The sequence below is a fragment of the Methylobacterium sp. CB376 genome (genome assembly GCF_029714205.1).
Lineage (GTDB): Bacteria > Pseudomonadota > Alphaproteobacteria > Rhizobiales > Beijerinckiaceae > Methylobacterium.
Genome location: NZ_CP121648.1, coordinates 4,448,441 through 4,470,334 on the forward strand (window position 1 = coordinate 4,448,441; position 21,894 = coordinate 4,470,334).

Genomic DNA, 21,894 nt, shown 5'->3' on the forward strand with positions numbered 1-21,894 from the left:
ATGGGCCCTCAAATCAGTCCGGCCACCGCCATCTCCGCGTTCTCGCCCGGGTCCGCACGGGCGATGGCACCTGAATGACGTGTCCGTTCGGATCGCCGGCCCGCAGGTATGCCTGTGTCCGGCCGTCCAAGCCGAAGGCGAGATGCGGGAGATGTGTGTCAGGAAATCAAACGCCCCGAACACCTTCGCTACCGGACCTTGCCGACGCGCGCCGCGAAGGGGCGCTTCGGGTCGAGGGTGTGTGAAAACGCGGGGGCTTGCCGAAATCATAGAACAATTTTCTATGTGACAGGCACTCCAGGCCCCCGAATGCCGCTTCTGAGGCAGACAGGATGCCTATCCCGGCACCGCCCAGAGCGTCTGAGGGAAAATCCTTCTACCGCTTGCGCGTTTTCACACAGGCTCGGTCATTCAGAGCCATGTAGCGCCACGCTTCGGAGGCGCCGCGGCGGTTGCGACCGCGGCGCCCATCTCAGATCTCGGTCTGCTCGGACAAGACCAGGAAAGAGGGCGGGCTACATCACCACGGCCGCGGAGCGCGGGGCGGACATGGCCCGGATCATGGATCAAAGCGGCCATCGGGACCCGCGGACGGTGGTGGGCTACATTCGGCGGGCAAACGCCTTCAAGGGCCACTCGGGGGCGGGGTTTCTGTGAGAGGTCCAGGTCGCGTCGGCATGGCTACCGGCCCGAGGATTACGTCCGCCTGCGGGAGATGATGCAGGACGCTGACCGGCTACCCACCAGCTACGAAGTTTGGCGCATCTCGGCGGAACAGGTGGAGGGCCAGGTGACACGCAGCGGCGTCGTCGTGGTCCCCATTCTCGTTGAGCCCGATGAGTTCGTCGCCCGGTGCAACGAGCGCGGATTGCGAACGACATCCGCCCGCTCGGCCGCTACGCTGACGGCGAGCACGGCCTGCGCGTTGCCGTCGAGGTGGCTAGCGCTGCGATCCGAGGGCCGCATGAACAAAGAGATCCGCGCTGAACCAGGCACTCTGCGCGGATAAGGCCCCGGGGATCGCGCTGTGGCGAAACAGCAGCGGCCCGGGGCGACCCCTTCCACAAAGGACGAAGCGCATGACGCCGATCTGCTTCGACCCGCAGGCCGAGCACCGGAGCCGCAGGGTGATATTGGGGAACGGCAGGGTCGGCGGGGAAGCGATCAGTGCTGATGGTCGCCTCGTGGCCGCAGCTAGTCGCGTTGTAGTGGGCAAAGGCCGTGCGGTCGCCCTCGGACCGGAGCCAGCCCAGGGTAGGCAGCGGGCGCCCGGCCATTTCCACTGGGCCGCACCCGCGCCTTGCTCGGAGGCTGATCCGAGAGCCGGCGGCGATGCTCGCGCCTCGCGCGGCCGGCGCCCCAGCACAGCGCGACAAGCGGCGGCCAAGATGTACTTCAACGCTGCCCTGCGCCGTCGTGATACTCTCGTTGGTCCAGTCGGACCGGGGAAGGCACGGCCTCCACTCACCCTTGCCTTGGGCCGGTCCGCGCAAGCCGCCATGCCCGCGAGGTCCCATGGCGGGCTGAGCGGGTGAAGCGGGGCAGCCGGACCTGGGTGTCGTACGGCGGTGAGCTGCGGGCAAGCGGTAGTCCGGCGCCCGGCATTCAGTGATCGTCCGTGGCGGGATCTTTCGGTCTTCCTTGCCGGTCGAAACGGAGCTTGCGGCGTGCCGCGGCTGGGGACGTGGTCCCTACCTCCTGCGCAGCAATCGCGTCCGTGTACCGCGCGGGCCGAGCGAGCATGATCGCCGTCCTAACGGCCATCCGCATCTCGGCCTCGGACGAGGCCCTCGCGGCTAAGACCTCGCGAGCGTGCGGGTTGGCCGCTATGACCGCGCAAACGTCGATCGCGATGCCCTCCGCGAGCGGGCGAGCGCCGGGCTTTGGATCGTTCAGGAAGTTCGTCACGGCCGCGTCGAGCTGCTCGTCGGTGACGCGCTTGAATTCGTATAGGTCGCTGATGGTACAGATATCACTCTTCATAAGGACCACGGATACCTGAAGCTAGGGCAACGACATGCTGCCGAGGGCGTACCTCGGCGCAAGTTCCGATAAATGATTCAAGGCCAGTTCGCGCAAGCCGCAGCAGCGACCAATCAACTCATCCTCGATTAGAGCCAGCCGCACAGCCCACCCCACGCAGGCGAGCACAACCTTCGGCACGCCGTCCGCGATCCGCGGGAGCTGCCTTCGCATGTGGGACCTGTCGTGTGTGAGCACACCTCACGGCCGAAGCTGGCTGCCCTACTCCTTGTGGAGGCGCAAAATCCACTTGGGAATTCAGCGATGCGTGTCGTTCGTAAGCTGCAGGCCAATTGGCTTCTCCGCAGGGCCAACAAGCAGCTTGAGGAAGCTATAGCCCTTCAGGAGACCGCGACGGCTCTCAGGTTGAAGGCGGAGGCGAACATCGCCGCTGCCGACAAGATGCTGGTGCGCGCTTCGAGGCCGGGGCTGTTTCGGGACGTCATAGTCGGCGCGCTACTCGATTCAATCTCAGGTCGGGACCAACGACGGGTCCAGAGTTCAGCTGCTTCGTTACCTCGGACGATGCCCTGAACGCCACGTCGTGCTTGGTCGGGACCCCGACGGGGTCTGCACGTCACGACGCGACGGCGCTCAACCTGCGGAACGTGTAGATGGCGATAGAGTAGCCCAGGTGAATGTGCCGGGCCGGCAAGTGTGGTGGGGTGGAGGGGCCTCACCGATGCAAACGCACCTCTGCCCGCCCGGTATTCCCCCTCGCCGTGGCGGGCTCTTTCTTCGGCGCGGGGCGTGGGTAGTGCGAACTGCCAAGTTGCGGATCGGCAGCTGGGCATGCTTCTCTGGCGGGGTTCTACTCTACACAGCCTTTCAGCCCGCCCGGCCCTGCCGTGGCGGGCTTCCTTCTGCAAGGCGTCACGCTCTATGGCTAAACCGCTCACGGCGGGGAGGCAGCGCATGGCCGACGACCTCGACGTTCGGGACGCGCTGGAGGCGCTCCTCCGCGAGGCCGGCAGCATCTGGGACGTGCGCGACCGCGACGACGAGTGGCGCCTGGAGGCGAGCTTCATGGTGGAGCAGCACGCCCCGCCTGCTGCGAGGACCTGAACGGCCTGGAGGGCCGCGAGCGCTTCAAGGTGATGAAGCGGGAAGCCTGAGGCAAGGTCCGTGGGATCTATGTTACCGCCGCGGCCAGTCCTGGCCGCATGGCAAACACCTCCGTCTGCCTACCGTACCAGCTCGCCCGGCGGCCCACCGGGCGGGCTTCGTCGTCTCAGGCCGGCCGCGCCTGCAGGATTGCCGTCCTGACCACGATGCGGCGCGCGCGATCACCGAGGGCGGGATCGTCCAGCACGTCCCGGGCGATCTCGTGGTTCGCCACGGCCGCGGCGACGTCGATCGCCACGCCCTTCGCGATCAGGCGCATGCCGGGCGTGGGATCATCCAGGTACTCCCGCACGGCGGCGTTGATCTGCTTGTCGGTGACGGCGTTGAGCTCGAGCAGCTCGCCGATGGTGGGTGTGTCGGGCATGGCGGGGATGTAGGCGTACAGCCGGGCCGGAGCGAGTCGGCGAGGATCGCAAGCCAGAAGCCTACGTGCCGCTCCCGAACGGCAAGTGGATCCCCGTCACGACGCAGGCTGGCGCCAACTCGAACCAGTCGACCGCGCCGAACTGCGTAGCGATCAACATCGACGTGACCGGCGCCAAGGGCAACACTGAGATCCACGAAATGGTGAGTAGCGGTGGGAGAGCTGGGTTCCAGGCGTATGCCGCTGGCCTCGACCGAACTATTCCCAGCAAGGTGGACAATGCCCGCCGCTGCCGCGGCTGAGGACATGAGGGAGAATGCGTCAATGGCCGATCAAGAACCGGTTTCCGTCGACGCGATTCAAACAGGAACAGCCCTGATGCTCCGGCACATTTTGCGTGTATTGGAGCGCAGCGGGCTTACCAACGAGGAAGAAACAGTTTCGATCCTCGATGGATTCATTGCAAATGTCGATCTTGGACACGCATCTTTTCTGCAAGCGATCAGATACACGTACTCGCTACACCATCGTATGAGTTTTTCGGTCATCGACGGCGGCAAGCAAGATACCGACGATACGTAGCGCCGAAATGACCGATAAGCTGGAGCCATAAACTGGACCGATCATGATCCCGTGCCGGCGGAGCACTTCGGTGCCGGCCAGCTCGCCTATCTTACGGGGGGCCGGCAACCGTATCCAGCACTGGCAGGCAGAGCAGGCAGGGATGGCAACTTCGACCGCGTGTCCGAGACGCTCATCATCGAGCCGACCGACACGGGCGATTGGTTCTTCAACGCCAGCCGGCCGCCGGCTTGCTCGCACGTCGTCGTGAACCTCGCGCCTCAGCACTCTCCCGTGTGCACGACATGAGCATGAGGAACGCGCAGGAGGCGATCCGCTAGCTTAAGTTAGCGCGCAGTGCCGGCAGGCGTGGTGGGATAGCAACTTCATGCGGAACCCGTACTAGCCCGCCCAGCGCCCCCGCTGCGGCGGGCTTCCTTGTGGAAGGCGTCACACTCCACGGCTATGCCGCTCACGACAGAGGGGCAGCGCATGGCCGACGACTTTGACATCCGGGACGCGCTGGAGGCGCTCCTCCGGGAGGCGGGCCAGATCTTCGACGTGCGCGACCGCGACGACGACTGGGCCCTGGCGGCGTCGTTCGTCGTCGAGATCCAGGCCCGGGCGTGCTGCGAGGATCTCAACGGCCTCGAGTGCCGGGAGCGGTTCAAGGTGGTCAAGCGCGGGGCCTGAGGCGCCCTTCCGGGCCGACGGAACCGCCCGGAGCCGCCGCGCGATGAGCCGTCATCACGGATCTCCACTCTGACGCCGGCCGGGCGCACCCTCCCGAGCCGGCGTTCCTTTGTGCGGGCCGGGCCGTCAGGGGGGCCATCAAACCCGGCCCGCTGCCCTGCTCCGGGCGTGCGGGCCTGGAGCGGACGGCCGAAGACTTACACAGTCGAGGCAGCGGCCCGCAAGGCCCCGCCGGAGGCCGAAAGACTGCCCCTCGACTAGGACCAGCCACGCGGCCCGCGGGAATGCTTCCAGGGACTGTCCGGCGGGCCTGTTTCGAGTTCCATAAACCGGCTTACGCGCCCCGCGCCGCCCCGCGCGCGAGATGCCGGCCTGACAGGGTTCGTTGATCCGGCCGCAGGTTGCGCGATCACGCCGTGGACAGTATTGTTTTCATACTCACAAGTCTGTTAGACCTGCTTAGCTATGAGTTCCAATAATATCGTACCCGCTCCAGAGATGACAGACACGTTCACTCAACGTTTGCGCGCCTTTGTGACTGAAATGCCAATCAGTGGGATAGAAGTCGCAGAGGTGATTGGGTTTAGTCGGCGCACACTAAGCCGCCGGCTGAAGTCCGAGGGTGCAACTTTCAAGGAAGTTATCAACGAAGCGCGGTTTAATGTTGCGAAGCAGTTGTTGGTTAACACTGACATGAGCTTGGCGGAAATCTCGGCCGCGCTGGAGTTTTCTGAGCCGGCCGCGTTCACGCACGCCTTCCGGCGCTGGACCGGCACGACGCCAAGCGCATGGCGGAAGAAGCACCAGCAGGTTGAACCGCTATGTTGCGCGGACCGTCCAGACGGTGCTCGTGTTCGTCAGCGCAGACGTCGGGCTAGGAAGGCGCGGAGGGTGAGCCGTCGGGCGGAGTGAATGGGCCACCCGGCGCCTTTCCGCCGTAGCAGACGTTCTCGCCCCATACTGCGGCTTATGCGAACGGCCGGCTTCGCCGACGCCACGGCGTTCAGCCTGCGAAACGTGCAGACGGCGACGTGATGAGGATTGTGTAGGGGGCGACTGAGCAGCGCCTTGCCAGCTTGGCCGCTAGCATGCTTCTCTAGCGGGGTTCTACTCTACACAGCCTTTCAGCCCGCCCGGTCCTGCCGTGGCGGGCTTTTCTTGTGGCCTTGCCAAGCTGATGCGGCGGCACAGCTTAGATTGGGCCCTAAGTGCTATTCTGACCACCGATCGGTGGGCCTACTCTGACCGCTCCTCATAAGACGATCTTCGAGACCCGCCTTGGCCCGCCCGGTATTCCCCTTGCCGTGGCGGGCTTCTCTTAGCCTCGTTCACCCGCACAGCGCAGCATGATTATAGTTTCGTTGCCGGGGCCATCGTGGTCTGCTGTGCACTTCTCCAAAGTCGTACTTCAGCCCACCCGGTCCTGCCGCGGTGGGCTTTCTTCGTCGGCCTTGGGCCCACAGAGCATGACGTGTGTTGGGACCAGCAGGAGATCGCGGCTGAGCGCGATGACGTGGCTGGAGCGGCCGAATGGCTCGAGGACGAAGGCGTAGTAGGCGCTTGTGGCGAAGAGCCTGAGCCGGGGAGCGGCGGCGGCGATGCCGCAATCAGTCAGCAGCTGGGCGGTGTCCGTCATGGCTCAGCTTGCTGGTCCCTGACGCCGGCTCGCGCATTCACGCACGCTCGCATTGCCCGCCCGGAGACGCCCTGATCCAGGTCAAGGTGCTGTCGGCTGGCGATGCCTCTGCTGCGGGGACTTCGCGTGTGTCGTGACGCACGTCGGGCCGTTTACGGGTTCCTACCTGGATCGGCACACCCTGGTTGTTCCTCCCTAGGGGCGTGCATGGCGCAGATCCGCATCCTCGACCCGCTGAGCGGTCGCGTGGTCTTGGTTGATCTCCCGCTGCCTGCGGTTACGCGTCCCGCTCCACGCGCTGCCGAAGGTGCTCGAGAGCCGCGTCCACGGCCGGTACAGGGCGCGACGGCGCCAGAGAAGCCGCTGGCGGTGCCGCCGGGCGTCGTCCCGGCAGCTTGAAGAGGCTCCAGAGCCGGATCGAGGGGCGACAACGGTGCGGCCGATCTGGAGGGCCGTGGACGGGCGCGGCGGTGTGGACGGGGTTTTTGCGGGCGAGCGGCAGAACAGGCGCTACGGGCTGCCTGAGCCGCCCTGTTGGGCTTCGCGGACGCGGTGCCGTGACGCCTCGTCGTTCGGGGGCCACAGCCTGCGGGCTGGCTACATCACCACGGCCGCGGAGCGCGGCGCCAACATGGCCCGGATCATGGATCGGTTGGGGCACCGCGATCCACGAACCGTGGTCGGATACATCCGGCGAGTAAATGCCTTCGAGGGCCACTCGGGGGCGGGCTTTCCGTAGGCTGACGCCTCGCAACACGGCCGGCGCACAATCCAGGGCTTCGAGGCGATGCTGTAGCCGCGCAAGGGCTTCGAGTTCGTTAGCGCCTGCACTCCGCGAGAGCAGCTGGTTCTGCTCGCGCATTGTGACCTTGCTCCCTGCCTCAAGCCACGTACTTGTGAGCACGATGCATGCCTCGGCCGCTGGTCTGGGCGATGCATGTTGGGACGGAGACCCTCGATGAGACGACGGGAGTTGCTGGCGGGCGCGGCGGCTGGGTTCCTGTCCTCGACCTGCTTAGTTCACGCGAGGCCGACAGGAGCTGCCCGCATCGGGGTGCTGTGGCACGCCCGGGACGCGCAAGAGGAGGCGCCGTTCCAAGTCCCGTTCCTGAAAGGGTTCACAGACCTCGGATATGAGCCTGGTCGAGACGTGCTTTTCGAACACCGCTATGCAAACGAGCAGTACGATCGCTTCGTGGCGTTGGCGAACGAGCTGATCGCCCTGAAGCCCGACGTGCTGGTCGCCGTGACCCGGCCAGCCGCTGAGGCAGCCAAGAGGGCGACCAGCACCATCCCGATCGTGTTCGTTGTCGTGCCTGATCCCGTCGGTTCCGGCTTGGTCGAGAGTCTTGCTAGGCCCGGCGGCAACGTGACGGGCCTGTCCAACGTGGCCACCGACCTCACCGCCAAGCGGCTCTCGATCCTCAAGGAAGCCGTCCCGAACGTGAGACGCGTCGCCCTGCTGCTGAACCCGACCGATGCCGGATTGGCGCGCCGCTTCCTGGAGGACTCGCGGGCCGCTGCCATTCGGCTCAGACTGGAGGTCGTTCCGGTCGAAGTGCGTTCCCGTGATGACATCGACGGAGCGTTCGAGCAGATCGACGCAGCGCACGCGGACGGCCTCGTGATTAATAACGACCCCATGATCATGAACGAGCGGGCGAAAGTGAATGCGGCCACTCTCAGCCGTCGCTTGCCCACAATGCTCTTCATTCCACTCATGGTGAAGAGCGGTGGCCTAATGTCTTACTCTCCAGATATTCCAGGAATATTTCGACATACCGCAACATTAGTGGATCGCATCCTCAAGGGCACCAAGACAAGCGATCTTCCCGTTGAACAGCCGGACGTTTTCCGCCTGACGATCAACATGCAAACTGCGGAGGCGATGAAAATTACCCTGCCGCCTGCGCTACTCGCCCGTGCCGACGAGGTAATCGAATGAGCCGACGATGCGGATATCATGCTTTCCAGATTGCCGGATCTATGCCCGTCCTACGCATCCCTTCGACCGCTGAAAATGGTCCGGGTGGATGCCGATCCAGCGAGCCGGCTCTCCTCATAAGGTAAGGGCGGCGAAGGGCTAAACAGCCTCCGCGGTGGTAGCACGCTCGACCATCTGCTTCAGCTCGCGACCGGCGCGAGCGCGGCAACCGAAGGGACCATCCGAGTCCGCCAGCAACGGGGCTCGGCGCTACTTCATCCGCTCTATTCGCTCCTCGAGCTGAGGGATGCCCGCCTCAGTCGCGACGACAAGGCGCTTTAGCTCAAGACTTTCAGGGGCGATCTCGGCTCACCCTACTTACTCGCCGGCGGCCCAGAGCGGAGAGGTCCACAGCAGATTGCGCTTCATGCTGCTTGAGGGAGGACCGAACCCTGCGAAAACGGTTATCCTTGATACCTGCAACGAGGGAGCCATGCGACGCAGATCGAAGACTGGGAACCTCCTCCTCGGCGCCGCCCGAGTCCGGGCTGAGAACAAGGGCGCGCCGTGCCCCCTCACAGACCGGTACGAGGCAGAGGCTCGGACGCCACTCCCGCCCGACACGCCCCGCGCGGCCGGGGGCGAGTTGCTGCCGGGCGACGACTTCACCGGCAAAACCTTCCCGGCCATCCTCGACACGCTCGCGGATCCCACAGCCGTCAGCGCCGACGCCAGCCGCGATCGCCTTGACCTCGCCCAGCAGGCCGGATCGCTCGAAATGGCTCTCGACACCGCCGACAGCATCCAGGCCGCCGACGCCCTGGAGCGCATGCTCGCCCATCAGCTCGCCACGGCCCATGTCGCCGCCATGAAGGCTGCCGCCCTGATGCGCCAGCACCTGGACGTGGCGGATCAAACGCGGGGTGCCGCCCAGCAGGCTGCGGGCATTGAGGCCGCCAGGATGGCGGGCGCGTTCACGCGGCTCACGGGCTCGTTCCAGGCAGGTATGGCCACGCTTCAGCGGATGCGGTCGGGCGGTCGGCAAGTTGTCGTTGTGCAGCACAATCACATCAACAAGGGCGCGCAGGCGGTGGTGACGGGAACCGTCGCACCCGGGGGATCTGCACACGTGAAGGGTAGGGGGCAGGGATGAAATCAGCCGACGGACCCTATACGCCCGACTGGCGCGCCGCTCTGGTAGGAGCGAACGCGGCTCCGCGATGCGGGGCCAAGCGGCGGGATGGTGGGTCCTGCCTCGGGCCCGCGATGGCGAACGGGAGGTGCCGGATGCATGGGGGCGCCAGCACGGGGCCGAAGACTCCGGAAGGGCTCGCCAGGGCACGGCGGGGCAACTGGCGGCATGGGCGGCGAGCGGCGGAAGCCGTCGCGCTCCGGCGCGCCATCGCTCAGGCGGGGAGGGACCTTGCAGCGACTATCCGAGCTACTGAGGCTTGGCTATCCGGACGGAACGGCTGAGGAACGCGTAGGCCCGCATCGCACGCTCGACGTTTGCGACGTGGGGACTCAGTGGGTGATCTCGAGGATGAACGCCTTTGACCGCCGCGCTGCGGGGCCGCCGGACAACCGGGACATTCGGGACATTTGTCCCGGTTGTCCGGCGCCCACAGCGGGACGGACGGGACAGGGACACTAGGAGTGTCCCGTCCGTCCGGTGTGGGTGTCCCTGTTGTGGGGGTCTGGCTTCAGCCAGAGGTGATCGACACCCTTCAGCTCAATGGAGCCGATTAGTTCGCGCTTCGTGCTGTCGTCCAGGGCGCGCTTGAATGCCTTGCGCTTGGCTTCACGGCGTTTCACCTCGTCATCAGCGTCCGCGGGGTAAATCGCGTAGAAGGCACCCCTGACCTTCTGTAGTGGCACGGCACGATGTTCAGGGCCGCTGCCACCGTAGGGCCAAGCCCGTATCCCGTGCTCGTCCAGGGCGGTGTTCATTGCCTGGCGGAAAACCCTGAGCGAAGTAGGCCACCGCTCCCTACCGCCGATCACGGCGGCTTCGCTGACCCGGTTCGTCTGCCAGTTCACCACGCAGGTGGTGATAGGCTCTCCCCATTCATCCTCGCCCACCTCCACGACCTCCAGCGTGTAAGGTGTTTCCATCCCTGTAGGCGCACCGCGCACCTTGCGCACTGCCAGCCGCAGGTTGCTCACGTTGCCGGCCTCGTCGCGGCTCGCCAGTGCCGCCAGGACGGTATCGGCCGCCGCCTCCTTGGCGCTGGAGCCCCGCGTGCCAGTCTCGGCCACCTTGCCGAAGTGATCCACTCCCAGCACGAAAGCCCCAGTGTGCTGACTCAGCCGCCCCAATGCGTTCATCACCTTCTGCGTCTCGGCCGCGCTGTTCTCATCATCGAATCCGGCGCCGGCCGCCACCGTATCGACGATGATGAGGGCCAGGGGCAGGTCGTAGCGCTCTCGCAACTCCGCCGCCGCAACACCGGCCGTGAGCGTCAGCTGGTCGGTGGCGTCGCGGTCGACCAAGCGCGGGCACTCCTCAATCCAAGCGAACGGCAGATCGTTGGGGTTGACGGTCGGCATGCCGGTCACCTTCTGCGCCAGCACCGTGCCGGCTAGCTTGCCGGCTACGAGGCCCTTGAGACGGATCGGGATCTCAAAGGCGCCTTCCGGGGCGATGAACAGCACACCTCCGCGGCGCAGCACCCGCCGGCCCGCGAATGGCTCGCCGGTCATTATGCAGCCGGACAGGTCCAAGGCGATGAAGGTCTTTGCCGAGCCCCACTGACCGGAGAGCAGGCCCTTGCCCTCGGTCGAGAGGAGGTCGCGCACGAGCCACGTGCGCTCGGCTTCCGACTGGGCTTCGCGGTGCCAGTGCAGCGGGATGGCTGTGGGCTCCTCCCGCTTCTCCTGGCGGCGCTCCTGTCGCTGCTCCCGGCCGGTCTGGCGCGGTGCGTCGCCCTTGTCCCATGATCGCTCAATCTCGGCGCGCAGCCGCCCCTCGTACTTCTCTGCCACGCCGCGAGGGTGGGCTGCCATCAGAGCTTCGATCTTGTCTACGCTCCAACCGTAGTCCTTCAGCCAGCATACCGCATGGTGGAACGCGGCGCTGCGGTCTGAGCCAGCTCCGGGTCCGAACCGGATTAGCTTGTACAGCTCGCGGGGCAGGCTGTCGTACCCGCCGTAAATCTGCGATCCCGCTCCGTCCGCGGTTCGCTCACCCTTGCTCTGACGCGTCACCTCCTGCTCCGCTTCGCGGCAGGCCCCCCGCTCGGCCACCTTCTCCGCCCGCTTCGCCTCATCGAGTGCAGCAACCGTCTCGTCGATCACTTCGTCGAGCTGCGCCAGCGCCTCGGGCGCGTCCAGCAGGACGTCCCCAGTGACGGTGATGAACCGCCCGGCGCGCCGAAACGTCTCGACCGCGCCGTCGGTGGTCATCGGCACGCGCTGGCGCCGGTGCACCTCGTCGCCGATCGCCCGCCCGATGATGCGGATGCCCTCGCCGCTGGGCGTGACCTCGGCGTAGCTCTGAGCGCGTTCCAGAAGCTTGAGCGCCCACGGGGCGATCTCGTGGGTCTCTCGATCCCGGCAGTTGTCGAGGTCGAAGGCAGCGACCTCGCCCCCGTGTAAAGCGTAGCCGATCCCGTCCGCGCGTCCGGCCTCAACTGCCCGGACAGCCGTGGCGTAGTCGCTCCAGGTGCGTCGGTCCGTGCTGGACCCTTTCACGTTCGGAGCGTCGGCGCGGTATGGGACCTTCGTCGACTTGCCCTTCTTGTTCGGCTCCCACTTCCATACCAGCCAGCGTCGATCGGCTACGAGGGGCACGAGCGCCGGCGGCAAAGCAGCAGCCGTGTGGGTGCTCTCAGTCATTGACCGCCCCCACGATCTCGCGCAGCTCGACCTGGATCTGCGCGCTCTGCGCTTGCGGTTCGGCCCGTGTTTTCAAGACGTCCCGGCAAGAAGCTTGAGGTAAGCCGCGCTCATCGGCGTCCGGGCCGAGCCAGGATGTCCGGAGAGGCGCTCCGGGCGTGATCTGCCGGGTTAGGGCGTAGTAGCGACGCACTTGCAGGGCGTCTGGCGCTCCATCGATGAGCATCACGAGACCCACCTTTGCTGCGTTCGCGAGGCAGATGCGGTGCTCGTGGCAGGAGTGCTCGTCGGAGGAGCGCCAAACCTCGGCGACGAGATCGGCGCCCGCCGCGGCCCGGACGAGCTGGCGCCGCGACTGGCGGAGGAGGACGAACGCCGTCATGTCCGGCGCTCGCTGGAAGAGTAGTGAAGTTCGGCCTCAGCACGGGCGCGCGCGAGGCTGAACCCGAAACGCCGCATGAGTTGGCGGGTCTGGTGCTCAATGGGGTTCAGTAGTATCTCTAGGCCGTCAGCAGCGAAGCAGACATTTCCCAGAGCCCTCGCCGTTCCCGCGGCGGGGGTTTTGACATTCTGGGACATGGTCGATCACGCGGCGCGTGATTTTAGATCCGGGAGGTTGGAGAGCCAAGCCTCCAGATCATCCGACATGATCAAGGTGCGCCGACCGAGCTTCTTGGCCTTGAGGCGCTGGGCAGCGATCTCGGCGTAGATGGTGGTGCGGCCGGCCCCGGAGATCTGGACGACCTCCGCGATGGTGTGCGCGCGCTTCTCGGACATGTGAGTGCTCCTGAACGTGGCCGGGCAATCCGGCGTTCAGGAGCACGGTAACGAACCGCCTCTGCCGCTCAGGAAGATTTACTCAGAATTCAAGTTCGCCATCGCCAACGTCGCTCTTGAGGCGCTTAAGCAGGGGTCTCACTTTCTCAATACACGTCTCAACCATGCGCGGCGTTACGTTCTTTCCAAAATGTCGAGAATAATATTGAGACATGCATTTGATAAGACGCTTGCGAAATCGGTAAGGTCGAACTATTCTGCCCGATACAATGCGACTTCCATTAAATTTACTATCGATTTTATCTTGAATATCACCACTGATGTCATCTATTGAATGATTTCCATCTCCTATCGGGATGCGTCCCCGTCTTCCTTGAAATCGTTTTTGCCTCTCTTGCAAGCTAACTGACCACATATGTGTTTGCAATTCATGGATTTCTTCCAAGATTTTTTCGGTTTGCCGGTTAAAGCGAACACCGTTGCGCATTTGTATCTTATACAATATTAGTCCATATTTTGTACCAATTATATCAACTTCTTCCTCACTTAGAACCTGAGGGCGTCCCGCACCCTCCCTTCTACCTCCGTGCCCCATGTCACTCCCCTTTGGCGCAATAGGCGGCCCATTCCTCCATCAGTTTCCTTCGCTTCTCCAGCGCATCGCCACGCCTGTAGGCCCTCTCCGTCGCATCCCCAACCACATGCGCCAGCGCGGTTTCGGCGATCTCGCGCGGGTACGACGTGCGCTCACCCGCCCAGTCCCGGAACGAAGAGCGGAAGCCATGGACGGTGTACGGCACCTGCATTCGCCGCAGCAGCATCTCCATCGCCATCACCGAGAGAGGACGGTTCCGCTTCTGGCCGGGGAAGACGAGGTCACCGGCCCGGACCGCCTCCACGTGGTCCAGGATCTCCAGCGCGCGGGAGGTGAGGGGAACCCGGTGCTCCCGACCTGCCTTCATCCGCTCTGCCGGAACGATCCAGACCTTCGCTTTGCGATCGATCTCGCCCCAGCAGGACCCCAGCACCTCTCCTGACCGCGACGCGTTCAGGATGCAGAACTCAAGGGCGAGTGCTGCGGCAGCCTCGCGCTCTCGCAGGGCCGCGAGGAACGCCGGCACGTCCTCGAACGGCATGGCCGCGTGGTGCCCGCGCGTGAGCTTGCGGCGAGCGGGGAGCAGTTTGTCGAGGTGGCCGCGCCAGCGCGCTGGGTTCTCGCCCGTGCGCAGGCCCTTTGCCTTGGCGGCGTCCAGAACGCGCTCGATGCGTCCCCGCAGTCGCGAGGCGGTCTCGCTCTTCGTCTGCCAGATCGGCTCGAGCACCCTGAGCACATCCTCCGTGCCAATCGCCTCGACCGGCATGGGGCGCAACGGCGCCGCGTAGGTGGTGAGCGTCATGGCCCACTGAGCCTTGTGCTTGTCGTTCCGGAAGCCGGGCGCCAGGTCGGTGACGACTTTGTCGGCGAAGGCACCGAATGTGACCAGCGCCGCCTCGTCCGATTTGGCAGCCCGCCGCTGCTCTATCGGGTTACGTCCTGACTTGACGAGCCGGCGCGCCTCAGATGCAGCTTCACGCGCCTCGGCGAGAGATACGGTCGAGAGGCCACCCAGGCCCATCTCCTTCAGCTTGCCATGCCAGCGAAACAGGAACAGCCAGCGCTTGGCGCCGCTGGGATCGACGACGAGATAGAGGCCGTCACCGTCTGCGTGGCGGCCGGGCTTAGTGATGGTTGCGACTGAGCGGGCGCTCAGCCTTTTCACTGGACGGGCCACCCCAACTCACCCCAACATTCACCCCAACGCGTGACACGGATTGTAGCGAACATGGGCGGACGTCGGAAGACTGGTTGGGAGATAAACCACTGATTCTGCAGGATCTCGTGAACGATGCTGGACGTCCATGAACCATAGTATGGCGGACTCTCTCTCCGCCAGTTCATCTTAAATCACTGTCGCGCATCGATTTATTCGAGCTTTCGCCGGCTCGCCTGCCGACATCATGTCGCTTTGGACTTAGCCTAGGTGAGGTCCGCAAGGCGTCCTGCGGAGTGCCTGTGCGGCGTCGAGGGCGGTGGCTGGTGGGCCCTGGGGGTTCCCCCACCTCCGGGCGGCATCCGGTCGGTCCCCTCTCGTGGGGTCGCTCGATACCATTCGTGAGGCTGCCGCGCGGGAGCGGAGCCGGGTCGCGCCGGCGCGGCTCCGGGCGGGGATCGGCTTCGGCGGCGACGTGCTCCCGCGATCGGGAGCGGTCCAGAAGGCCGCGAACCGCCGGTCGATTGTCCAGCGCCGGCCGTCGAGACCTGCCGCTTCGGGGTCGGATGCGCCACCCTCGCGCCCGCTGGCGCGGGCCAAGCAGGGACGGTCCTGATGCCGCTGCCCGATGCCGGCCCGTTGCCCTGTGGTCACGCGGGCGTCAGGATGATACTTGCAGCGCCGTATCGAGGTGGCGCCCACGGAGGACCGTCCGCGCCAAGGGCTCCCCGGATCCGAGAGGGTCGGCCCAGGCGGGTGAGGCGCAGCGCGACCGGCTGTGACGAGTTCGCTCGGTCCTGCGCGAACATGAAGGAGCGTTTTGGCCAATGTGACCGACCCGTCGATGCACGATCTCGGCACCGATCAGGTTGGGGCACCGGTGATGCCTCCCGCAACTTGGCTCAGCCGGGATCCGGCGCACGGAGCTGATCGCGCCGATGCGAATGCCGACCGAAATGTCGCGGAGATTCGTTACAGAAGTGCATTCGGCTAGTGAAAATAAGCAAGCTTGATGTCCGATCGCGGGACTGTCCTAGGTGATTGAATCAGCTCCTGCGTGATCAAGAAGCGCGATCGAGCTGCCGTAATGCGTATTTCGAGTTCGCCGTGGTCCTGCGACCGGCAGACATCCACGTTGTGGAGTCATGATGCAAGGCTGTGCTGGAAGGTAGCAGAAAATGCTGTGGAGACGCAAAAAGAAGACTAGATCTGGTGTCATTGCCTCGATTGGCGGGTTCGATCAGACATATTACAGGCTCAAGAATCCTGATGTGGCTGCGTCCGGCGTTGATTTGCTGGATCATTTTCTCAATCACGGATGGAAGGAGGGCCGGGATCCGTCCCGCCACTTCAGCGTGAGCGGATATTTGCAGGCCAACCCGGATGTCGCTGCCGCGAACATCAATCCGCTGGTGCACTTTTGGGCATTCGGCCTGGCGGAGGGGCGGTCAGGATGGCAGGTCGCCGAGGCCGCCACGGCCTTCCAGGAGGGGAGATACAAGGACGCCCTGTCGGCCTCGAACCGCATCGCGGAAACCTCTCCGGGTTTGCCGGGAGCATATTACTGGGGCTCGTTGGCAGGGATCTACGACGGCGATTTTCGCGGTGTCTGCGATCTCGGAATGCGGGCGATCAAGAATGGCATCGCTGAACCCCTCGTGCTCACGGCGCTGGGAACCGCGTTCTGGCGCCTCGATCTTCCGGATTTTGCGCTGATCGCGCACGAACGCGCTTTCAAGCTCGACCCGGGGAGTTCTCACGTTCGCCTCGGCCTGGCGCGCGCCTGCATCCGCATGGGCGATCTCCAGCGCGCCATCGACGTGGCGGGGCCGATGGGCGACCATCTCGCGCCAGATCGGTCGACCTCCTTCGAGCTGACCACCGCAGAAGAGTTGGCATTGAGTAACCTGACTTGGCCGTTCGGTATCTACCAAGCCGGGATATCGGCTTTTCGAAGGGAGGACTGGGACACGGCCGTCCACCATTTCTCAAGAGCTTTCCACTTGTTTCTCACCCAGCAGAACGTCAATATGATTGATATCTGCGGTGAATATTATTGCAACGCTAAAATATGCTCGGAAAACAAGTCGGGGCTGCGCGCCATTTCGGATGCCGCGTCGCCTTTCCTGCCGGACGCGCGATGGCCCAAAGTGTACGCCGGCGCGCAGGATCTGCTGGAAGGGCGAACGGACGACGGGCTGCGCAAGATCGTCGAAGCCCAGCCCTTACCCCCGCGGGAACTCGGTGATCTTCTCGGCCTGAATTCGCTTCTGCTGCCCGAGGCCGTGACGCTCTCGCGCCGCGAGCGCTCGCCTCGCCTCTCGTCGGGGGCCGTCTCGGACTTTCGCGCGGCGCAAGCGCGGGTCGGATCCGGCCGCGCGATCCTCGCCGCCTGTGATGGAACCTACTTTTCCAAACTGTCCAATCTGTACGTGGGCTCACTCAACATTGTTGCGCCTGGATCGCATCTGCATTTTCACATCATGAATCCGCTGGACAGCACGGAGGCGCTGATCGGCCACTTGCGCACTCGCTATCGTGACGTCGAAATAAGTTTTTCTCGCGAAAACATAGATAAGTCAGACAAGAATTTGAAAGCGATCTACGCGACGCGGAGATTCGAAGTCGCTTTCGAGCTCATCCAAAAGCTCAGTGTGAATCTGCTCGTGACGGATGTCGATATATCTTTCGAATCTCCTGTCGCAGATTTCATTTCGAAACTGCGAGGCTCGGATGTCGGATTGATGTTCGAGGGACGTGTACTGCCTTGGTTCAGCAATCCAGCCACCATCGCATTCTTCTCGAATACGCCATCATCCTTGAAGTTCCTGTCCTACGTCAATAGCTACGTGGCCTTGGCGTTCGCATCGCTGCGTGATACGAACATCTGGTTTGTGGACCAAAATGCGCTGTATGTCTCTCGCCAGATCATGGGATCATCCCTTCAGATTGCCAATCTGAATTCGATCGAACCCGGCATATTCGGCTGCTATACGACTGAGGGGCGCGATCTCTATACCGAGAGGCGATCGCGCGAGCTTGGCTTGTCGGATCCGGACGGAGCTCCCGAGACCGTCACGGCCGCCGCCCGTGCCGGCGGCGGCAGGCTCTGACGGCCGCGAGGAGGGAGGCGCGAGTGTCGCCACCCGCGTGGCGAGCGGTGTCGAGGGGCGCGCTTCGCCCTCGGCCGCCCCCGTGAGCCGGTGCCGTCCGTCACCTCGCCCAGGACCTCCGCGGGCGCGTCACGCCGCGCTCTCGCCCGCCGCGGGCGGTCGCGGATCGGCCTCCGATCGCTCCAGGATCGCCACCGATGTCGGTTCGAACACGTAGAGACACGTCTCGGACCACGCGTCACGGACGCTGACCTGAGCTCCGCGACTGCGCGCGGCGCTCTCGAAGCTCTCGTCGGTATGGACGGCGACCACGCGATCGTACTGCGCGCACAGCGCGGTCACGTCCACGGCCGAGGGCGCGTCGCGCGGCACGCTCACGACGCAGAGCGATGCGGCACCGCCGAGTCCGCAACCCGGTTCCGTCGCGCGCATCGTCGCCACGACCGCGTCACCGGTTCCGGACGGGTACGTGATCTCCGCGCCGTCGCTGCGCAGAAGTTGTCTTCCGACGTGAATGCCGACTCGTCTCGCCGCGTCGAGCTCACAGCCCGTGCAGACCACCCTCGTCCTCGTCCCGGGCGAGCCCGCGACCGCTTCCTGCTCGAGCACGAAGTCCGTCCGGCCGCCACAGCGTATGCAGTGACCGGTCAGCGCCGCCGCCCGCGCGGCTTCCGCGAGCCGCGCCTCCGCCGACGCCCTGACGGTCCTGACGGCATCGGGCAGGTTCGGCCGGTCGCCCCGCGGGGTGAGGTGAAGATGAGGGGAAGCCGCGTGCTTCGGGCGATTCTCGAAAATCTCCAGCAGCGTGTGCTCGTTGCGACCGGAAGCGCCTGACCAGTTGAACCCGTATTGCAGGGAGGAGTAGTATCGATGCCCATTCTTGTAAATGAGAGAGCGATATTGAGTCAGTAGTTCTCCGATCACTCCGAAAGAGTGAATGTTGAATTCATGACTGTGTCGAGAGAATACAGCTTCATCTTCAATGATATTCCCGCTGAAGTGAAAAAAGCGAAGTGGGAAGCCATTGACGCTCCAAGTTCCGTCCGTCCTCGATAATCTTCTCTGGCTCAAGTTCCAGTAGGCAACATTGTACCCGACATGGCGAAGGATGAAGGTGTTGTCGATCATCGCGGGAAGAAGGTCTGCCCACTTCTGGTCCACGAAGCGGCCGCGCGGCAGGTCGATGCTGCAATCCGATTCGAGGCGGCGCGACCACCAGGAGACGACGCGTCGAACCTGCGGGGTATCGGCAAAACAGCAGAATCCGAGATTGTAGATCCCGTACAGCAGGAACATGCCGTCATTCATATCGGCGAACTCGGCCGGTTCCGTGATGTGCGGCGTCAGAACACAGGCGGCGCCCTCGTCGAGGCATGATCGCAACTCGTCCAAGGGAGAGAGCACCATGATGTCGGGGTCGAGATAGACGACGCGACTGCCGGGATGCCTGTCAAATAAATAGAGGAACATGAAAGGTTTTAGAGAAGTATTGAGCTCCGTAATGTTGTAATTTTGTTTCATATTCTCCAAATTCGGCACACCAAGTTGGTCGATGTATATAATTTCGAAGTCATACATGCCGGCATCGACGGAGTCCTCGCGGTCACAAAGCAGGAGGTAGAAGGTCGCATCTTTCTCGTGCGCCAGGATCGTCTCGCGCAGCGTGAGCGCGTATCCCATGAAATTGGCTGAACATACTGTGAAGAATATCATCGGCGGTCTCTCTGCGCCCGAGCCCCGTGGGCGGGCAGGACTGGGTGCCGAACCGTGCCGGCGCTGACGGGGACGAGACGTGCCTCGGATCGCGGCGCTTCCGGGGAGGGGGCGGCGCATCCCTGCCCCGCGAGGACCGGTCCGGCCGCGGTCGCGCCATCGGCGGACATCCCGGCCGGTCGGGAGCGGCCGACACAGCTCGCCGCCCCGTCGCCGCGACCGCCCGCCGGCCCGGCCGTGGCCGGGCCGTGCGGACCACGCCCGCCCGTCACGGCTGCGCTCTCAAGGCCACGCCCGCGCTGCCGAGGATCCTCCCCATGATCTCCGCTCCGCGGCTCACGTCGTGAACCTCGGCCGCGCGACGGTAGCCCGAGGCGGAGATGTGCTCCCACAGGCCGCGGTCCCGGTGCAAGCGGCAGACCGCCTCGGCGAATTCCTCGGGGCTGTCCGAGACCATGACGTCCCTCCCCGCGACCAGGTCCATGCCCTCGGCGGCGACCGAGGTCGCCACGGTCGGCACCCCGTGGATCAGGCTGGACACGATCTTGCCCTTGGCCCCGGCTCCGTAGCGCAGGGGGGCCACCATCACCCGAAGTCCCTCCAGTCGCTCGCCGATGTCCTCGACGTACCCGACATACACGACGTTCCTGTCGCGCCGCAGCCTGAAGCGCGGCGGCAGATCCGATCCCAGGACGTAGAGCTTGATGGCCTCGTCGCGCCCGCTCACCAGCGGCCAGATCTCGTCGAGGAGAAACAGGAGCGCGTCCACGTTCGGCGTGTGGCCGAACCCGCCGATGAAGCCGACCCCGTCGCGGGCGTCGAAACCCGCCCGGGGCTCCGCGAGGTCGCGCAGGAGCGGAACGACGTGAACGTTGGCCCCCGGAACGTTCTCGCGCAGGAGCCTCGCCTCCAGGGAGGACACCACGATGGTGGCGTCGCACATCCGGCTCAGATAGTATTCCCGCTCCCGCGTCCACTGGCTGCGGTTGAGCGACACCCGGTCATCGTTCAGCAGCGCCTCGCGCTGCTCGCGCACGTGGTGCAGATCTACGGTATTGAAGATGATCTTCGCGCTTTGAGACGATTTCCTCGCAAACTTATAATAATTGCCGCCGCAATGAACTCTCGATAGGAAGAACACGTCAAAATTCTTGCCGCATCTAGCCAGAAAATCTTCGACCGATTTATACTTGTAGTAGTCGACGCCGTAGACGCCGATGTTCTCTATCTGGCGCCGATAGCAATTGTCGTCTTGGAATTCGGCGGAGGCAATGAACGTGATGCGAAATCCCATGTTCAAGAAAATACGAAGGAAATTGAATGCGTCCAGTGAACCGGAATCCCGATTGGGCCTGGGGTATACGCCGTCGATCACCAGCAGCTTCGGGCCGTTCCCGGCCCGGGTCGACGCAGGTCCCGGCCTTGCCGTTCGGCCGGAGAGGTTCTCATCCGTGCCCATATAGTGCTCCAACGCAGCGATGTTCGAATCCAGCGGGAGCGAATGGCTATCGATGTAAGATGCAAGGTCGAATAGAGGGTTCGGATTGTAACGGCTATCCTCGTTGCGGGTGAGAAAATGGGCGAGCGGATGGAGGCCGGCCGCGGCGGCATCGGGGTAGGACGCGTCGTACCAAGCGGTATCGAAGAGCGGATGCGGCTTCAGACCGTGCTCGACCCCGTGTCGGATGTAGTGGACGAGCGGGTTGACATCCGCGGTACGCACGTGCGGGTAGGAATCGAGGTACCAGTGCGGCCTGAACAGCGGGTTGGGCATGCGCCCTTCCCGGGAGCCGTGATCCACGTAGTGCCGGATCGGATCGGCACCCGAGGCGCTCACGTCCGGATAGGTTCTGCGATACCAATCGACGTCGAACATTCCCGGGCAGGATGCAATGGTCTCGTAATCGCTCGCGGTCGAGGCTTCGGAGCGACGCTCTTTCCTGGCGAGATGGTTGGTTAATTTAGCAATATTTCTGAGAATATTCTTGGATTTCCGCATTGTGATCGATGCTCGCGATACGTGTAGGGCGCCCGCTTCATGAACGGCGCCGATTCCCGGCAATCCCACGGGCTGCCGGGATCCGACTCGGCCGGAGCCGACACGGCATTAGCAAATTCGTGAGCTTTCGGAAGCATGCCCGGATGCTCGCGCGGTCGCCGCGGGGCGCGGCGGCAAACCGCGACCTGCCGGGGCCGGACCGGCGGCATCTCTCCGGACGCGGTGGAACGGCCCGCACTGCCGGCGGGTCCGACCCGCGGCGCGATGCCGCCCGCGCGTCCGCCTCGCGCCGCCGCGGCTCGGCGCCCGCCCGGTCCACCGCGTCCGGCGCGGCGGTCCGATCGCGATCCGGGAACTTGCATCCCGGCAGGTGGGGCAT

General features: G+C 64.4%; 19 protein-coding genes. 10 read left to right on the forward strand and 9 right to left on the reverse strand.

Translation table 11 applies throughout. From position 1 onward, the window contains the following. Nucleotides 1–1,605: 1,605 nt before the first annotated feature. Entirely contained in the window at nucleotides 1,606–1,983 is a 378-nt protein-coding gene (locus tag QA634_RS20165) for a hypothetical protein (RefSeq protein WP_012333732.1), read from the reverse strand. Between the two features lie 954 nt (nucleotides 1,984–2,937). Between QA634_RS20165 and QA634_RS20170 the strand changes: the two genes are divergently transcribed. Further along, the gene (locus QA634_RS20170) at nucleotides 2,938–3,087 is read left to right on the forward strand and encodes a hypothetical protein (RefSeq protein WP_012333734.1); all 150 of its coding nucleotides are present in this window, start codon (nucleotides 2,938–2,940) and stop codon (nucleotides 3,085–3,087) included. A gap of 166 nt (nucleotides 3,088–3,253) precedes the next feature. On the opposite strand, the gene QA634_RS20175 is transcribed toward QA634_RS20170, so the two are convergent. After that, nucleotides 3,254–3,511 carry a hypothetical protein gene (locus QA634_RS20175; RefSeq protein WP_012333735.1) on the reverse strand — a complete coding sequence of 86 codons (258 nt, stop codon included), beginning with the start codon at nucleotides 3,509–3,511 and terminating at the stop codon, nucleotides 3,254–3,256. A 65-nt stretch (nucleotides 3,512–3,576) separates the two neighbouring features. On the opposite strand from QA634_RS20175, the gene QA634_RS20180 reads away from it, so the two are divergent. From QA634_RS20180 to QA634_RS20195, 4 genes are all read left to right on the forward strand, one after another. Further along, nucleotides 3,577–3,813: a hypothetical protein gene (locus tag QA634_RS20180; RefSeq protein ID WP_012333736.1), complete on the forward strand. Its 237-nt coding sequence runs from the start codon at nucleotides 3,577–3,579 to the stop codon at nucleotides 3,811–3,813. A gap of 22 nt (nucleotides 3,814–3,835) precedes the next feature. Beyond that, nucleotides 3,836–4,093, forward strand: coding sequence for a hypothetical protein (locus QA634_RS20185; protein WP_150108701.1), 258 nt, complete (start codon nucleotides 3,836–3,838; stop codon nucleotides 4,091–4,093). Nucleotides 4,094–4,564: 471 nt separating this feature from the next. Continuing rightward, a complete protein-coding gene (locus QA634_RS20190; protein ID WP_012333737.1) occupies nucleotides 4,565–4,765 on the forward strand; it encodes a hypothetical protein in 201 nt (66 codons plus the stop codon). Nucleotides 4,766–5,308: 543 nt separating this feature from the next. Further along, nucleotides 5,309–5,677, forward strand: coding sequence for a helix-turn-helix domain-containing protein (locus QA634_RS20195; protein ID WP_265576655.1), 369 nt, complete (start codon nucleotides 5,309–5,311; stop codon nucleotides 5,675–5,677). Between the two features lie 496 nt (nucleotides 5,678–6,173). Here the strand turns inward: QA634_RS20195 and QA634_RS20200 are convergent, their stop codons facing one another. After that, nucleotides 6,174–6,401 (reverse strand): hypothetical protein, encoded by a 228-nt coding sequence (locus tag QA634_RS20200; protein WP_012333738.1) that lies wholly within the window; start codon nucleotides 6,399–6,401, stop codon nucleotides 6,174–6,176. 958 nt (nucleotides 6,402–7,359) lie between these two features. On the opposite strand from QA634_RS20200, the gene QA634_RS20205 reads away from it, so the two are divergent. The 3 genes from QA634_RS20205 (at nucleotide 7,360) to QA634_RS35905 (ending at nucleotide 9,801) form a co-directional block, all read left to right on the forward strand. Next, the gene (locus QA634_RS20205; protein WP_012333739.1) at nucleotides 7,360–8,346 is read left to right on the forward strand and encodes an ABC transporter substrate-binding protein; all 987 of its coding nucleotides are present in this window, start codon (nucleotides 7,360–7,362) and stop codon (nucleotides 8,344–8,346) included. A 625-nt stretch (nucleotides 8,347–8,971) separates the two neighbouring features. Beyond that, nucleotides 8,972–9,478 (forward strand): hypothetical protein, encoded by a 507-nt coding sequence (locus QA634_RS20210; RefSeq protein ID WP_265576386.1) that lies wholly within the window; start codon nucleotides 8,972–8,974, stop codon nucleotides 9,476–9,478. 113 nt (nucleotides 9,479–9,591) lie between these two features. Continuing rightward, the gene (locus tag QA634_RS35905) at nucleotides 9,592–9,801 is read left to right on the forward strand and encodes an HGGxSTG domain-containing protein (RefSeq protein WP_445928372.1); all 210 of its coding nucleotides are present in this window, start codon (nucleotides 9,592–9,594) and stop codon (nucleotides 9,799–9,801) included. A gap of 174 nt (nucleotides 9,802–9,975) precedes the next feature. Here the strand turns inward: QA634_RS35905 and QA634_RS20220 are convergent, their stop codons facing one another. The 3 genes from QA634_RS20220 to QA634_RS20230 all read right to left on the reverse strand — a co-directional run bounded on the left by QA634_RS20220 (nucleotide 9,976) and on the right by QA634_RS20230 (nucleotide 12,939). Continuing rightward, a complete protein-coding gene (locus tag QA634_RS20220) occupies nucleotides 9,976–12,162 on the reverse strand; it encodes an AAA family ATPase (protein ID WP_012333741.1) in 2,187 nt (728 codons plus the stop codon). After that, nucleotides 12,155–12,544, reverse strand: coding sequence for a hypothetical protein (locus QA634_RS20225; RefSeq protein WP_012333742.1), 390 nt, complete (start codon nucleotides 12,542–12,544; stop codon nucleotides 12,155–12,157). Before QA634_RS20225 ends, QA634_RS20220 begins: the two co-directional genes overlap by 8 nt. A 203-nt stretch (nucleotides 12,545–12,747) precedes the next feature. Beyond that, entirely contained in the window at nucleotides 12,748–12,939 is a 192-nt protein-coding gene (locus QA634_RS20230) for a helix-turn-helix domain-containing protein (protein ID WP_012333743.1), read from the reverse strand. Nucleotides 12,940–12,943: 4 nt separating this feature from the next. On the opposite strand from QA634_RS20230, the gene QA634_RS20235 reads away from it, so the two are divergent. Beyond that, nucleotides 12,944–13,273, forward strand: a complete 330-nt coding sequence (locus tag QA634_RS20235) for a hypothetical protein (protein WP_150108702.1) — start codon at nucleotides 12,944–12,946, stop codon at nucleotides 13,271–13,273. A 262-nt stretch (nucleotides 13,274–13,535) separates the two neighbouring features. Here the strand turns inward: QA634_RS20235 and QA634_RS20240 are convergent, their stop codons facing one another. Further along, nucleotides 13,536–14,711: a tyrosine-type recombinase/integrase gene (locus QA634_RS20240; RefSeq protein WP_012333744.1), complete on the reverse strand. Its 1,176-nt coding sequence runs from the start codon at nucleotides 14,709–14,711 to the stop codon at nucleotides 13,536–13,538. A gap of 1,157 nt (nucleotides 14,712–15,868) precedes the next feature. Between QA634_RS20240 and QA634_RS20245 the strand changes: the two genes are divergently transcribed. Continuing rightward, the gene (locus QA634_RS20245) at nucleotides 15,869–17,803 is read left to right on the forward strand and encodes a tetratricopeptide repeat protein (protein WP_012333745.1); all 1,935 of its coding nucleotides are present in this window, start codon (nucleotides 15,869–15,871) and stop codon (nucleotides 17,801–17,803) included. A 129-nt stretch (nucleotides 17,804–17,932) separates the two neighbouring features. Here the strand turns inward: QA634_RS20245 and QA634_RS20250 are convergent, their stop codons facing one another. Both QA634_RS20250 and QA634_RS20255 read right to left on the reverse strand, forming a co-directional pair. Further along, nucleotides 17,933–19,516 (reverse strand): hypothetical protein, encoded by a 1,584-nt coding sequence (locus QA634_RS20250; protein WP_012333746.1) that lies wholly within the window; start codon nucleotides 19,514–19,516, stop codon nucleotides 17,933–17,935. A gap of 268 nt (nucleotides 19,517–19,784) precedes the next feature. Continuing rightward, nucleotides 19,785–21,515, reverse strand: a complete 1,731-nt coding sequence (locus QA634_RS20255; RefSeq protein ID WP_265576387.1) for a glycosyltransferase — start codon at nucleotides 21,513–21,515, stop codon at nucleotides 19,785–19,787. Between the last annotated feature and the right edge of the window lie 379 nt (nucleotides 21,516–21,894).